The organism is Spirosoma endbachense (assembly GCF_010233585.1).
Classification (GTDB): domain Bacteria; phylum Bacteroidota; class Bacteroidia; order Cytophagales; family Spirosomataceae; genus Spirosoma; species Spirosoma endbachense.
In genome coordinates, this window is record NZ_CP045997.1 from 5,939,709 (window position 1) to 5,954,147 (window position 14,439).

A 14,439-nucleotide genomic window follows, 5' to 3' on the forward strand; every position below is an offset into this window, starting at 1 on the left:
AAGAACCGGGACATTGGACCGGAGAGTATGAGTGGATACAGAAACAAGTATCGGACTTCAACGAAAGCGAACGGTTTTTCTGTCCTCGCAAAAATAGTCAATAGCATAAAGCGTTCAGGTTGGTTTTGAAAGCCGCACATAGCAAAACAGTTGGTCCATTTCATGGTTTTGGGTATGGGTATTTTTGAGCGGTATCGTCGATAACCAACACCCAATCGGTAGCCGTGCCTGATGCATTACGCTGGACTGGCGGTGTGAATGTAATCGCTCCTTTGAGACGGCCTTCCCGGTCCTTAAAAACCTTGCCGGTTCGAGGGTCAAACCACCACGCTCTCTTTTCGTTACCCGACAAATTCGTTACGTCTATTGTTACGGGTTTGCTCTCCGGCAGATACACCATGACGTATGAACCTGCCGAATCGCGCGAGGCCATAACCAGATCCTGATAGTCTGTCCCCCTGGCAGATTGAATCAGCCTCTGATCGACCATTCTGGTAAAATAAGGTCGCGAAAGCATCAATTGTTTCAGATACTGAATTTGTCCGGCGGCTTCGGCGTGGAGAGCGCGTTTCCAGCCAATAAGGGTATCGCCAACACTCAGCGGCTGATAGCGTGTTGTATCCAGAAACTGCCAGACCTGATGATGACCATAGGTGAAGCCGCACATGCCGGCAAAAACGCTGCGGTATAGTCGAGAACGAATATCATACGCATTGAAATACCCTCGTTTGCGTGTCCACTTTCCGTCCCAGGGATTAATGGGATGATCTTCATAACACGGTTCCATGTCGAGGGTTGGTTTAGGTGGAATCAGAGCTAAATCCCGCGCAACCCAGTTCCATGTATCTACATCGCGTGAGCCATGACTGGATTGAAACGAGTTAAAATCCAGCCAGTTTTCACGATGAAAGTATTCCGAAGAAGACTTCCCTCCTTTCGGGTGATACGTCATCAGATGCCATTTTGTCCCCTCCCCTTCTTTAATACCAGCCGCCATGGCTCGCCATACAGGTCGATCATCGTAGTGATGCTGGTCTTTTTCATAAACTGGTGGGCAATCACCCCCCAAAATCCAGATGATATTCCACTGACTGGCGTACCGATTTCCCAGAAATTTACCATACGAGCGGGCTTTCTGCTCATTAAAAATAACGCCTTTCGAACTCCAGTGACGCGATACGTGATCACCCCATACCGGATTCAACGCTACGTACAAACCCATCCGGGCCGCCGACTGAACCACAAAATCGACGTGATCCCAATAATCATATTGTGCTGTATCATCCGGATTATTTCCCGGTGTAATGGCTAATTGATCAGAATTATTATCGACAAATGGAAAATCCCCGTAGCGATTCGGCTTGTGATTATCTGATTCATTGGCAAATGCCAGTGCCACCACCTGAATCACATTGAAGCCCTGTTGACGTCGCGTGTCCAGATAGGTTTCTGTATCCCGGCGGTCAAGCCGATGAAACAACTCCCAGGCCGTATCACCCAGCCAGAAAAAAGGCTTTCCATCCTTATTCTGAAGCGTGTGATGATTCGGATGAACCCGAATTTGCGCAAGGGCATTTAACCATCCTGAGCAGATGAGTAAAATAAACAATTGTCTCATAGCTTACTATTATCGGACTTCCCTACCTGATGAAGTCCCTTTTGCTTATAAGGTGACTTGGGAAAGAGCAGTACTGGCGCAACTATTTTTAAATTTTAAGGGATTTTGTTTGACTATTTCAAAAAGGCAGTACATTTGTAACAACTGTACTGTACTCTACTGTACCATCGTTTCCTGTAGCAAATGTAATTTCTTTTAACTAATCTGCAAGATTTTACAAGAAATGTCATAGAAATCAACAGCAACGGCCATGATAGTTACCTCTTCATTAAAAATCAATTTTTCCGTATTGCTGTCTCTATGTAGCCACTGAATTTACTGTCAATCGAATTAACTAGACCCCATGTATTCATGAAACAACTGTTACTTAAAGGACTTGGTATTTTTCTAAATCGCTCACAAACGCGCTGGCTATCAGTGTTTGTTTTCCTGATTTCTATACTTTTCCCGGCGACAGTTTACGCGTAGAGCAACATTCGAAGCATGGGTAAACTTACGGCGAGCGTGACCAGCGAAGCACTTCCGGGCGTCAATAACGCATAAAGCATATTCGGCTCGTGGCCAGAATATTAAACTAACGCACGTACTGCGTCCAATTCCGCAGACGCAAATCGACCGTCTGACTGTTCCATTTGCCCAAAACCCTGGTTATTAATTTCGTTCCTGTGAAATCAAGCAAATTTATAGTCAATGCATTGATAGGTTGGTTACTGGTGACCCCGGTGCTAAGCCAGTCGATTCCACCTCGATTGGTTATAGCACCGGGAGCTCATTCGCTTGCGCAGGAAAACAACGGAAAAGCGTCAGTTTCTCCTTTTTTCTGGCTGGGCGATACGGCCTGGGAATTGTTCGAAGGTTTAGATCGACCAGAAGCTATCCGCTATCTCGATGATCGGGCGCGTAAGAAATTCACTATTGTGCAAGCCCACCTGCTTCCGTGGGAAATGAGCGATCAGAATGCAGTTGGAGAAAAGGCCTTTCTGAATTCCGACTTCGATCAACCAAACGAGCGGTACTGGCAGCATGTTGATTTCATCCTGGAAGAAGGTGCAAAACGAGGGCTTTATTTTGCCCTGTTGCCCGTCTGGTGCTGTACCTACATCGAGCCAGCCGTTGCCCCGCTGCACACGGATTCGCTAAAGGCTTATCGATATGCGCGCTTTGTGGGGCAACGGTACCATCGATTCACAAACCTGATCTGGGTGCTGGGTGGCGATCAGGTACCAAAGCAAATACCTGTTTATAGACATCTCGCCAAAGGATTAACGGAAACGTATGCCGATGGAAAACCTGAAGGTATTTTGATGACCTACCATCCGCCAGGTGGCACCTGGCGGCCACCTGCTACGTCGTCAGGCGAGTTTTTCCACAACGAGAACTGGCTCGATTTCAACATGATTCAGTCGGGTCATGCGGTTGATAATGCGAGCTATCAACGTATCAACGAGGATTATGCCCGGAAGCCGACCAAACCGACGTTGGATGCAGAACCTTGCTACGAACAGCATCCAATCAAACACAACTATGAAAACGGAGCATTCAATGCCTGGCATGTTCGCCGACGTGGTTATTGGTCGCTGCTGGCTGGTGCCTGCGGATTTACGTATGGGGGCAATGGTGTCTGGCAGATGGAAAAGCCTAATCGTACCAATCTGAAAACGCATTTTAAAGAGTATTGGAACGATGCGCTCAACTATGAAGGGGCAGGCCAGATGCAGCATCTCCGGAAACTGGCCGAAACGTATCGCTGGTTCACCTGGCAACCTGACACTACGCTGATCAACGGTTCAATCGGACGAATCGACGACCGGATTCAGAGTGTTCGTACTGCCGACAGCAAATGCATTATTCATTACGTTACGGATGGGCATCCTGTAGCAATCAAGCCATTGCCAACCGGCCAATGGGCGTATTGCTGGTTCGACCCGCGCACGGGACGTAGTAGTTCGCCAGAGAAAGTAAAGGAATTAACGTTTTCGCCCCCCACTCATGGTGAAAACGCCGATTGGGTATTAGTATTGACACAGTGAAGCCGTAAAATTTCATTGAAAACATCGTTTAACCATTACGTTGCCATTAGCTATGCGTCGATTGCTACTTATCATTTTTTCGGTCGTTGTCGGGTTGTCGAATGCGTGCTCGGGTCAGCCAATACCTGTTCCGCATAAACCGATGGCTGTGATTCTGGATACCGACATGGATTCAGACATAGATGATGTCGGCGCGCTGGCGATGTTACATTGCTACGAAAAGGCGGGTAAAGTTCGGATTCTCGGCGTTATCGTGACCAGCGATGAACAGCATAGTGCCATCTGCACCGATGCCATCAATACGTATTTCGGGCGGGGCGACTTACCGATTGGAGTCAGCCAGAGGGATTCTCTGAAAGCTTTTTCAAAATACACCCAGGCGGTTTCACAGGAATTTCCGCACAAACTTTTATCCAGCAAAGACGCCGAAAATAGCACCTCGCTGTATCGGCGTCTGCTGGCAGGGGAGCCAGATGGAAGCGTAGTAATTATAACGATAGGCCACCTGACCAGCCTCAGTAAGTTACTGAACTCACAACCCGATGCCATCAGTACATTAAGTGGACAGGCTTTGGTCGCTAAAAAAGTAAAACGCTGGTCATGCATGGGCGGCCAGTTTCCGAGTGGTAAGGAAGCCAATTTTTATCGGCCGGACCCAGCATCAACGGTCAATTGCCTGGCGAAATGGACGTTGCCGGTTACGTTCGCCGGTTGGGAAGTAGGTAATCAGCTCGTGACGGGCGGTGTCGATTTCAAGGAACGTTGCCAACCCAATAGCCCTATTTACCGGGGTTATGAACTATACAATAACTTCAAAGGCAGAGCCAGTTGGGATCAGGTGGCCATTCTGGAAGCTGTTGAAGGCGTATCATCTTATTTCTCCCTCATAAAAGACGGCCATTGTGTGGTTAGCGCCGATGGAAGTAACGAGTGGAAATCTCCCATCAATTCGATGCATGGGTATCTGGCGATAAAATCAACTCCTAATGCGATCCGTAAGCGGATTGAAATGTTGATGCTTGGTAATTTTTAAACAAATGAAGACATATGTTTTGAGCCAAAAAACGCCATAGAATGTCTCTTTTAAAAGATTTAATTTAATTATTCTAAAAAGAATGTACATTTGAACAATCTCTACTGTACTCTACTGCCTAAGCATCTCCTGTTGACTACGACGACTCAAAGCCAATGCAGAACAACCTAATCGATCAATCAGCCGACCAGCCTAAGTATCAACAGCTAATTGAAACGGTCTTGTTGAACATTGAACAGGGTACGCTGGAGTTAGGCCAGCAACTGCCATCCATTAGTGAATGGGCCAGTATGCAGGGTGTAGCGAAAGTAACCGTTGCAAAAGCGTATGAAGATCTTCGGCAACGGGGTGTAGTTCGTTCGCAGCACGGAAAAGGTTTTTATGTAGCCAGCACCAGCGTACGCACATCGCTGAACATACTGGTGATTTTCGATACGCTAAATGCCTATAAGGAAACCCTTTATGATGCACTAAAAGCAGCCCTGCCAGACGATGCTACGTTAAGCGTGTTCTTTCATCACTATAATCCAGCGGTATTTGAAACGCTGATCCGGAATAACCTGGGCCGCTTTAGTGCATACGTACTAATGCCCCATTTCGATACTGACGTATCGGATATTGTTGCGCTCATTCCACCCGAAAAATTACTGCTTCTCGATCAGAATTTACCAAACCTATCGGGCGACTTCTCGGCTGTTTATCAGGATTTCGAGCAGGACATTTACAGCTCGCTTTCATCGGCATTCGAACGGCTGAAACACTATCAACGCATCACGCTGGTCCTGTCGAAAGATCGATTTCAGTATGTGCCAGCCAGTTTGCTGGCTGGGTTTGAACGATTCGGCGAGGAATTCAATTTTCCGACGCGTATAGTCAATACCTATTCTGGTAAATTAATTGAGCCTGGGGAAGCATTTCTACTCTTTGCGGATCGCGATCTGGTCGATTTTCTGAAAGAAATCGCTCGCCTTGATTTACCACTCGGTCAGCAGGTAGGTCTACTTTCTTACGATGATACGCCCATGAAGGAAATTCTGGCGGGTGGCATTAGTGTCATTTCTACCGACTTCGCGCTGATGGGTCAAACAGCGGGGCAGCTGCTGGCTACGCGTCGGCGTGAAAAAATTGCAAATCAGGGCGGGCTAACATTGAGGAATTCACTGTAAACTATGCAGTTAGGGATTAGTACATATACCTACGGTTGGGCAATTGGGTCATCAGATAATAGACCTCCACATCCACTCGACGAAATCGAGTTGCTGAATCGAACTACCCAATTCGGCTTAAATCTGGTACAATTTGGCGATAACTGGGCATTGCACGAATTGCCGGCTGACCGACTGGAAGCTCTCCGTCAACAGGCTGTCCAACAGGAGATTCAACTGGAGATTGGCGCTCGTGGACTCACCGAACAGCACCTCGACCACTACATTCACCTTTCCAGCCAACTCAATAGTCGGCTGTTACGCTTCGTCATCGATACGTCGGTTTATAAACCAGCCATCGAAGCAGTCGTAAGCCTGTTGAAAAACGCATTACCCGACCTGATCAAAACTGGTATTACGTTGGGACTCGAAAATCACGACCGGTTGCTGGTCAGCGAATTTGCGACGATCATGGAGCAGGTTGACCATCCGCAGGTAGGGATTTGTCTTGACTCAGTCAATTCGATGGGTGCGGGCGAAGGACTTGCCGAAGTTGTTCGTACGCTGGCACCTTATACAGTAAATCTTCATCTGAAAGATTTTGGTATTCAACGGCTTCCGCATCTAATGGGCTTTCAGATAGACGGTCGGATTGCTGGTCAGGGTATGCTGAACATTCCCTGGCTGGTTGAGCAAGTGGTTCCTTACAAGCGCTGTCAGACTGCCATTCTGGAACAATGGGTTGTACCTGAATCAACGCTGGACAAGAGCATCTGTAAAGAAGAAAACTGGGCATTAGAAAGCATCAACTATTTAAAAAGCACACACTTATTCAAGCCAATCAACGAGGTTATTAACTCCAATTTTTATGACTAAAATTGCTTTAGTAGGCGCCGGTGGTAAAATGGGGTGCCGCCTGACCGACAACTTCCTAAAACTACCTGATTACGAGGTTTCTTACCTGGAAATAGCGCCACAAGGCATCGAAAATCTGCGGCAGCGGGGCGTGTCGATCAGTGAAGAAGCGGTCGCCGTTTCTGACGCCGACGTTGTGATTCTGGCCCTGCCCGATGTTGCGATTGGCAAACTCTCTGATCAGATCATTCCGCAGATGAAATCAGGAGCACTGGTGCTCACACTCGATCCGGCGGCTCCATTAGACGGCGTTATCGCCCACCGCGACGATCTTGGCTACGTCATTGCGCACCCTTGCCATCCGTCTGTCTTCAACTGGGAACCAACCGAAGCGGCTTTTCGGGATTTTTACGGCGGCATTTCGGCCAAGCAATCCATTGTAGTAGCCCTGATGTCAGGTACCGAAGGTCATTATCAGTTGGGCGCCAAAGTGGCGCAGGATATGTATCAACCCATCGCTAAAACGCACCGTATTACCTTGGAGCAAATGGCCATTCTGGAACCGGCCATGGTCGAAACGCTGGCTCAGACCTGCATGGAAGTGGTGAAAGAAGGTTTCGACCGAATTGTAACCTTGGGAGTACCCGAAGCAGCAGCCCGCGATTTTGTGCTGGGTCATCTTCGTATTCAGATAGCAGTTCTGTTTAAGGAAGTCAACGGTACGTTCTCCGATGCCGCTTACAAGATCTCAAAACGGGCTAAACCCATTCTCTTTCAGGAAGGATGGCAACGTATTTTTGAGATGGATGACATCCGGGAACAGGTGAAAGATATTACAGCAAGATAGAACACTGCCTTTCCTGAACCTTTATGAAAAAAAATCAAATTCTTGGGTTGTTCCTTCTCTGGCAGAGCTTAGCGATGGCTCAACAACCGTTTACGCATGGTCGTCTGAAAGTATCTGAAAATAAACGGTATCTGGTTCACCAGAACGGAACTCCGTTCTTTTGGCTGGGTGATACAGCCTGGGAATTATTTCATCGACTGAATCGTGAAGAGGCTGATCAGTACCTCAAAAAACGGGCAGAGCAGGGCTTTACGGTTGTTCAGGCGGTGGCACTGGCGGAGTTCGATGGATTAAAAGAGCCTAATTCTTACGGTGAAACGCCATTAGTAGGCAACGACCCGACCAAACCCAATGAAGCCTATTTTAAACACGTCGATTACATTGTCGACAAGGCGGCTCAATACGGTATTGTAATAGCGTTTCTACCCACCTGGGGTGATAAGCTTTTTAAAAGTACCTGGGGTCAGGGTCCTGAAATATTCAATCCGACGAATGCCCGCGTTTATGGCCGCTACGTCGGCGACCGCTACAAAAACCGCGAGAACATTGTCTGGGTGCTGGGTGGCGACCGAAATCCTCGCGAAGGTTCACAGGACGTAGCCGTCTGGCGGGCGATGGCCGAAGGGATTCAGGAAGCTGTTGGCGGGGCCGATAAAGCCTTGATTTCGTACCATCCGCAACCGAATGGCATGGATGGTGGTTCGTCAAAGTGGTTTAACAACGAACCCTGGTTCGACTTTACTATGCACCAGAATGGGCATTGCCGCTTTACACCTGCCTATGACCACATTACGGTATCCTACAATACCACGCCGATCAGGCCGACCATGGATGCAGAGCCGATTTATGAAGACCATCCGGTCTGTTTCAACGTCAAAGATTTAGGCACTTCGAATGCATATGACGTGCGAGTATTTGCTTATCTGGATTTGTTTGCCGGAGCTCACGGACACACCTATGGTTGTCACGACATCTGGCAAATGTATAGCTCAAAACGGCCTGCCGTAAATGGTCCTCATATCTACTGGTCCGAAGCTCTTGACTTGCCTGGAGCCAATCAGATGCGCCACGTTCGGAAATTGCTAACTGCCCGTCCCCTGCTCGACCGCGTTCCCGACCAATCGCTGGTTGTTGAAACCAATCTGGCGGCTGCCGAACGAGTACAGGCTACACGAGGGAACGATTTCGCCTTTATTTACTCGGCTACAGGAAAACCGTTTACGGTCAATCCGGGTAAGATCACGGGAAAAACGGTCACGGCTACCTGGTTCGACCCGCGTACGGGCAAAACACAATCGGCGGGTACTTATGCTAACCAGCAACCGCAACAATTTACGCCCCCCTCGAAAGGGTACGGCCACGACTGGGTACTGGTACTGGATGATGCCTCAAAAAATTACGCTGCCCTGTAGTTATGCGATTACTCTTGCAGGAACGAACGTATTCTCTGACACTGACCATTTTACTGGTTGGTATTGGGGCTACTATTACGTTTCCCCAAACCTTTCCCACCTTTGGTAACTGGAGCCAACTACTCCTGAACCTAAGTATCGACACAATTGTGGCGGTTGGCATGATGCTGTTGTTGGTTTCAGGCGTATTTGACTTATCCGTTGGCTCGGTGGTCGCATTTTCGGGTGGGGTGGCTGCTTATACCATGATTACGCTCGGAATGCCCATGCCACTGGCCATAATTGCAGCACTTGCATCCGCTTGTTTAGTTGGCCTGGCAAATGGCTATCTAATTGCTTATCAAGGCATTAATCCGATGATTCAGACATTAGCTACCATGGGCATTGTGCGCGGAGTAGCCTTGCTGGTTAGTGGGGCAGGAATTCAGAATTTACCTTACTGGTTTAATGCCATCAGTCAGTCGCGGTTACTGGGGATTCAGATGCCGGTTTGGTACATGCTGTTGATTGTAGCTACGTTCGCTTTTCTGATGAATCGAACCATTTTTTTTCGACGGTATTATTACATTGGCGGCAACGAACGGGCCGCCGATTTATCAGGTATTCGCGTTCGGAACATGAAATTGTGGGGTTATGTACTAACCGCGTTACTAGCTGGTGTTGCGGGTATTTTACTTGCCTCCCGACTAGGAACGGCATTACCTACTGCAGGTCGGGGACTAGAGTTACGGGTTATCACGGCCGTAATCCTGGGCGGAGCAAGTTTGTCAGGAGGGCATGGTAAAATTATCGGTGCCCTACTTGGAACTGTATTTATGGGCTTGATCAGTAACGTAATGGTGTTGGCGCGCGTATCGGGTTACTGGCAGGAAATTATTTTGGGGCTTATCCTGATTGCAGCCGTCTGGTCCGACAAAGCTCTTCAAAAACGGAGCTCCTTCGCATGAAAAAACTACTGATCCTTAGCCTGCTAGCCCTTTCATCCTGCGAGCTTCCCCCTCGTCAAAGCACAACTAGTACAACGCTTAATTCGATTACAGATTCGGCTACATCTGAAACTGAAGAAGAATATGTGATGGTGACCACTGCCGTATCCATGCCCATGTACGTGCATCACGATCAGGCAGCTTTTTTACGTTGGGGGCGCGAAAAAGGTGTTAAAACATCCATACTCGGCCCTGCCGAATGGGACGTTCCATCGCAGATTAATATCATCGAAGAAGTTATCGGAACGCGCCCAACCGGATTACTTATCAACGGTACTGATCCCGCCATCGGACCAGTAATTAATAAAGCCGTAGCGGCTGGTATTCCGACAGTTGTCTACGATTCCGACATACCCAGCTCAAAACGACACGCATTTCTGGGCACCGATTGGTATGAAATTGGCCAGATGCAGGGGAAAGAAATGGTCCGTCTATTAGGTGGTAAAGGTAAAATTGCCTACATGGGCATTTTAGGTTTAACCAATATGGAAGCTGGTTTTCGAGGGCTTCTTGACGTATTTAAGGCGTATCCAGGCATCGAAGTCGTTGGCAAATTCGACGACAAAGCGAACGTAGAGGAAGCAGCCCGGATTACGTCTGACCTACTATCAGCCCACCCCGACCTAGCAGGTTTGTGCGGTTTCGATTCCAATTCTGGCCCTGGAATCGGGCTGGCCGTGAAAGAATCGGGCAGGGCAGGCAAAGTAAAAATCACGACGGTCGATTGGGAGCCTGAACATCTGCAACTTGTTCGCGAAGGCGTCATTCACATGCTGGCGGGTCAGAAGCGCGAACTCTTTACATGGTATGGCGCACAGTTTCTGTACGACATGGTTCATCAGACAAACAAACTTTCAGGCAACGATAGGCGGGCGGGTATCATTAATGTGCCTAATTCGATCAATACAGGGTTATTACGAATCACGAAAGAAAATGTAAATGAGTTCATTACAAAATAACAACGAGTTCAGGCTACTATGAACGATACGGATATAGCTACCGAACCGGAACTTTTAGTAAGATGACTTACCCTTGGCACTCAATGGTGACCGTACAATCGGGTGATTTCATAACGGGTCAATCTTGATTCAGCGTCAAACTCAATCCGTAGCACACGGCTACCTAAGCCAACTGCCTATGAGTCTACTAGCTATTCAGATTATAAGCGAGAAAATTACTGGCGCTACAATTAGCCACGGATACGAGGTTATTTATTTATAGCTAAGCACAATGGCATGCTTCCCGCCGGGGATGTTCTTCACCACAACGTATTGATTATTTCGTACGGTTTCCTGCGTCAAAGGACTCGTTTTACCATCAATCGTTAGGCGATTTAAGCGTTTACCTACTGGTAGAAGTTGGCGAAGCGTGTATTGTTTTGACACGCCATCGATAAGTAGCGTAATCGTTTTTCGTTGCGGATTGTGTTGATAGTCATAGTGTACATATTTCCCTGATGGACTGTAAGCAATCGTTATATCGGCTTCATTTTTATCGGCAGCCAACCAGCGAGGGGTTAGTCGCTTACTTACGGACGTTAGCTGAGAAGGAGAAAAATCCACTTCTGAAACGGCACTTCGAATCAGTTATAGTGATGAGCCTGGATTCGACGCATGGCCTACGTCCTGACGACAACCAGGTTAAGGCAGCCGTGGGTACTATGGCCTTTTTTCAGGGTGAAGGGGCCAGGTGGGAAACTTATCTTCGGGGAACTCGTCCTCTGATTATGGCTTTCAAATCCAGGGCTGACGCAAAAAGCAGTTTTTACTGGTTATTTCTGCCAGAAGGCTTCACTTCGGATAAATCGACCTTTCCTTTTTATGTAGAGTTGCATGGTAGGAAGGTCGTACGAACGTTTGCTTGGATGAATCGCTTCGGCGCTCCGATGGTCGCGACGACTGAGCAAGGACTATGAATGTGGGGTCAACTCCCACGAATCGTTTGTGTATTTGTCAAATATTAACCGCATGCTCAAGCACTTTTATACAGGCTCTAAGTGAGGAAGCTCAAAAGTCAGCACGAGTGGTAGAAACGCTGCATAACGAAGGATATAGAGTAAAAGTAATCGCTGGTTAAATAAATCAAGAACAACTGTTTATAAATATCTTACCTCCAGAGGCATCACCATCTAGCATAATTATCGGTTTAGTTCTTATCATGAACAGTAAATAGTAAAACCCTATTTTCGCTAATCCTTAGAACATGTTGGGGAATTAGGTTTGGTTGGCTAGTTCGATTCGCTGTAGCATGACCTGAATATTGGCTAATTAAAGCCAGCTTACCGAAGAAGATACCGCAACGGCGGACCGTGGTATATTCGTAATCTTTGACGATTCGACGGAAAAAATTCGTCCACGCAATGCTTCGTTCAACGACCCAACGCTTTGCAATCGGCACAAAACCTCGGCCTGACTCAGGCCGGGAAACCTTCTCAAAAACGATACTCCAATTGGCCAGTGATCGGGCAAAATTACCGTTGTAATCGGACCGGCGAGCGGCCTGATCGCCAAATACTTTTTCCAAACGCTCACCGGCCCGCCACTGCAAGCCTCCAATCAGATTGATAGCCGCTGCACCATCAGCTTGATTGGCAGCATGAACACAGGCTACCCACAACCGGCCCTGGGTATCGACAATGAGTTGGCGTTTGCGGCTGTTTACGCATTTCTATTGACTGAATCCATTGCTAAAAGTACCGAGTCGTCGAAAACTGATCTTTGCAAAAATTCCGATTTGCAAGCGATCTGTCACTTTAACGAAGGGCGGGGCTTCCTTTTGTGGCGTTGTACGCTCTGCGATTGACAGAGCCCGACTATATTTATTGTTATTCACATCCTGCAGCTCAGTATAAAATCCACCGACAAATATGCCTTTACTCTTAAAAACGTATAAGCTAACCCCTATGTTTGTTGTGGAGACAGTAGTCTCCGCCAGTGGATAAACACGGGTACCATAAGGCTCTTTGTAGCGCACATACGGATTCAGGAAAAAAATCAGTGAATCATTCTTGACTGTGCCATTCAAACGCCATAACAAATCCCCGTTAATAATTCTAGAGAAATTTTCCCGGTAGTCTCCCACGTAGGCTTTTTTCGTATCGGAATAAGCAATCTGGCCACCAGGAATTGTAGTCGTGTTCGTCTGTTTAAATTCTTTTTCACTCAGATCGTCTATATTGTCGGATCTTGAGTAGCCTAAGGATAGTCCGGCCAGCATTGATTTGCCAATGGTGGTTTGGGCACCAATCGTTCCAATAAATGAAATCGGAATGGTCTTTTTTAGCTCTGATACCTTTTTAACCGAATCGACCGAAGGGGTAGTCAATACACTGGATACACTCGATTCAAAATTCAGATAAGGTGTTACCTGAAAAGCCGTTTTATTTAACCTGGATACCTTGTAGCGGTTTATATAAATCTCCCGTTTGATCTGAGACTCCTCCAGATTAAGCCGATCCAATTTTTCAAAATAGTCGGGATCCCTTGTTCCCCTGGATTCAAGATCTTTTTGACTCGCATCAACAGTTAATAGCTGTTCGCCTAGCTTTTTAAGACGCTTCCTGTAGACTTTCCCACGGCCAAACTCTACGCTGTAAAATCTTCCTATCGTAAAGTCAAGGCCACTTTTGGGAACCACTTGCCCGGAGCTGAATAGGGTTGTAATTCCCGTACCATTCTCCGCAAAGATTCTGAATCCAATCAAGTTACCTCTAATGGATTTGCTACTCTTTTTATCTGCTCTGCTTTGTAACGCATCGACCTCTTCCTGTAGTAAAATAATAGCGCCCTGTTGTGGCATCGTAGGATGAGGGAACTTCTGCAAGCTATCCAGCTCATTCTGAGCCAGTTGCCTTTTATTTGCAATTCGGCCCTGATCAGAGCTCGTTTGCTGATACCAGTAATTCAGCCGGGTATCCGTCACATCAACATTTAATACACTACCGTTTAGTTTTATTGTACTCGTTCCTTTGGCATCCTGAACAAATTGACCAAATACACTCGGCGATAATAAGACTAACAACAAGAAAAGGTTACGCATAATTTTAAAAGGCGATAGGGATATCTACATTATTCATGTCTGTACCTAAGATACATACTGTTGCGGCACATCCATTTATACTTTTAAGCAGTTCGAATTTATTGGAAGCATTTGGCATAAATACCATCAGGTCAGCACCACATTTTAAAGTAGGGCTACCGGCTGCATTACACTTCATACTAATTGAAAAATCGAGCGTGTCATCATCATTAATGGATACTTCGATTGGCTGACTGTTGCTATAGACAAATCCGTCCGGTTCCTGAGCAATTAAATGATTAGCCGTATCAATAAATTGAAACCCTAATCCTAAATCAGGAAAATCGAAGATGGATAATGGCGTGGAGAGTACGTAAAAGAGTACATTTTTTTTATTGCTACTCGGTTTGTTTCGTATGGTTGCCGATAGCTTTTTCACCGTTTCATTTACTGAAGCCATATAATGATTTTTGATAAAAGTTAAGTCTGGCGCTAT

At 46.9% G+C, this 14,439-nt stretch carries 13 protein-coding genes; 8 read left to right on the forward strand and 5 right to left on the reverse strand.

Annotated features, from left to right (window positions below):
* Positions 1 to 160: 160 nt before the first annotated feature.
* The gene (locus GJR95_RS23940; protein WP_162388262.1) at positions 161 to 1,618 is read right to left on the reverse strand and encodes a glycoside hydrolase family 140 protein; all 1,458 of its coding nucleotides are present in this window, start codon (positions 1,616 to 1,618) and stop codon (positions 161 to 163) included.
* Positions 1,619 to 2,283: 665 nt separating this feature from the next.
* Here GJR95_RS23940 and GJR95_RS23945 point away from each other — a divergent pair.
* The 8 genes from GJR95_RS23945 to GJR95_RS23980 all read left to right on the forward strand — a co-directional run bounded on the left by GJR95_RS23945 (position 2,284) and on the right by GJR95_RS23980 (position 10,885).
* On the forward strand, positions 2,284 to 3,648 hold the full coding sequence (locus GJR95_RS23945) for an apiosidase-like domain-containing protein (protein ID WP_162388263.1): 1,365 nt from the start codon (positions 2,284 to 2,286) through the stop codon (positions 3,646 to 3,648).
* A gap of 52 nt (positions 3,649 to 3,700) precedes the next feature.
* Positions 3,701 to 4,681 carry a nucleoside hydrolase gene (locus tag GJR95_RS23950; RefSeq protein WP_162388264.1) on the forward strand — a complete coding sequence of 327 codons (981 nt, stop codon included), beginning with the start codon at positions 3,701 to 3,703 and terminating at the stop codon, positions 4,679 to 4,681.
* A 155-nt stretch (positions 4,682 to 4,836) separates the two neighbouring features.
* Entirely contained in the window at positions 4,837 to 5,847 is a 1,011-nt protein-coding gene (locus tag GJR95_RS23955; RefSeq protein ID WP_162388265.1) for a GntR family transcriptional regulator, read from the forward strand.
* Between the two features lie 3 nt (positions 5,848 to 5,850).
* The gene (locus GJR95_RS23960) at positions 5,851 to 6,702 is read left to right on the forward strand and encodes a sugar phosphate isomerase/epimerase family protein (RefSeq protein ID WP_162388266.1); all 852 of its coding nucleotides are present in this window, start codon (positions 5,851 to 5,853) and stop codon (positions 6,700 to 6,702) included.
* Positions 6,695 to 7,528: a phosphogluconate dehydrogenase C-terminal domain-containing protein gene (locus GJR95_RS23965; protein WP_162388267.1), complete on the forward strand. Its 834-nt coding sequence runs from the start codon at positions 6,695 to 6,697 to the stop codon at positions 7,526 to 7,528. The genes GJR95_RS23960 and GJR95_RS23965 overlap by 8 nt, the downstream gene beginning before the upstream one ends.
* Before the next feature lie 23 nt (positions 7,529 to 7,551).
* Positions 7,552 to 8,940, forward strand: a complete 1,389-nt coding sequence (locus tag GJR95_RS23970; protein ID WP_162388268.1) for a glycoside hydrolase family 140 protein — start codon at positions 7,552 to 7,554, stop codon at positions 8,938 to 8,940.
* A gap of 2 nt (positions 8,941 to 8,942) precedes the next feature.
* Positions 8,943 to 9,887 (forward strand): ABC transporter permease, encoded by a 945-nt coding sequence (locus GJR95_RS23975; protein WP_162388269.1) that lies wholly within the window; start codon positions 8,943 to 8,945, stop codon positions 9,885 to 9,887.
* Positions 9,884 to 10,885: a substrate-binding domain-containing protein gene (locus GJR95_RS23980; protein WP_162388270.1), complete on the forward strand. Its 1,002-nt coding sequence runs from the start codon at positions 9,884 to 9,886 to the stop codon at positions 10,883 to 10,885. The genes GJR95_RS23975 and GJR95_RS23980 overlap by 4 nt, the downstream gene beginning before the upstream one ends.
* A gap of 252 nt (positions 10,886 to 11,137) precedes the next feature.
* Here GJR95_RS23980 and GJR95_RS23985 read toward each other — a convergent pair whose 3' ends face one another.
* The 4 genes from GJR95_RS23985 to GJR95_RS24000 all read right to left on the reverse strand — a co-directional run bounded on the left by GJR95_RS23985 (position 11,138) and on the right by GJR95_RS24000 (position 14,403).
* A complete protein-coding gene (locus GJR95_RS23985) occupies positions 11,138 to 11,488 on the reverse strand; it encodes a hypothetical protein (protein ID WP_198424736.1) in 351 nt (116 codons plus the stop codon).
* A 583-nt stretch (positions 11,489 to 12,071) separates the two neighbouring features.
* A complete protein-coding gene (locus tag GJR95_RS42875) occupies positions 12,072 to 12,542 on the reverse strand; it encodes a hypothetical protein (protein WP_394369963.1) in 471 nt (156 codons plus the stop codon).
* Positions 12,543 to 12,593: 51 nt separating this feature from the next.
* Complete coding sequence (locus GJR95_RS23995; RefSeq protein ID WP_162388272.1) at positions 12,594 to 13,964, reverse strand: hypothetical protein; 1,371 nt, start codon at positions 13,962 to 13,964, stop codon at positions 12,594 to 12,596.
* 4 nt (positions 13,965 to 13,968) lie between these two features.
* Complete coding sequence (locus GJR95_RS24000) at positions 13,969 to 14,403, reverse strand: hypothetical protein (RefSeq protein ID WP_162388273.1); 435 nt, start codon at positions 14,401 to 14,403, stop codon at positions 13,969 to 13,971.
* Positions 14,404 to 14,439: the final 36 nt, after the last annotated feature.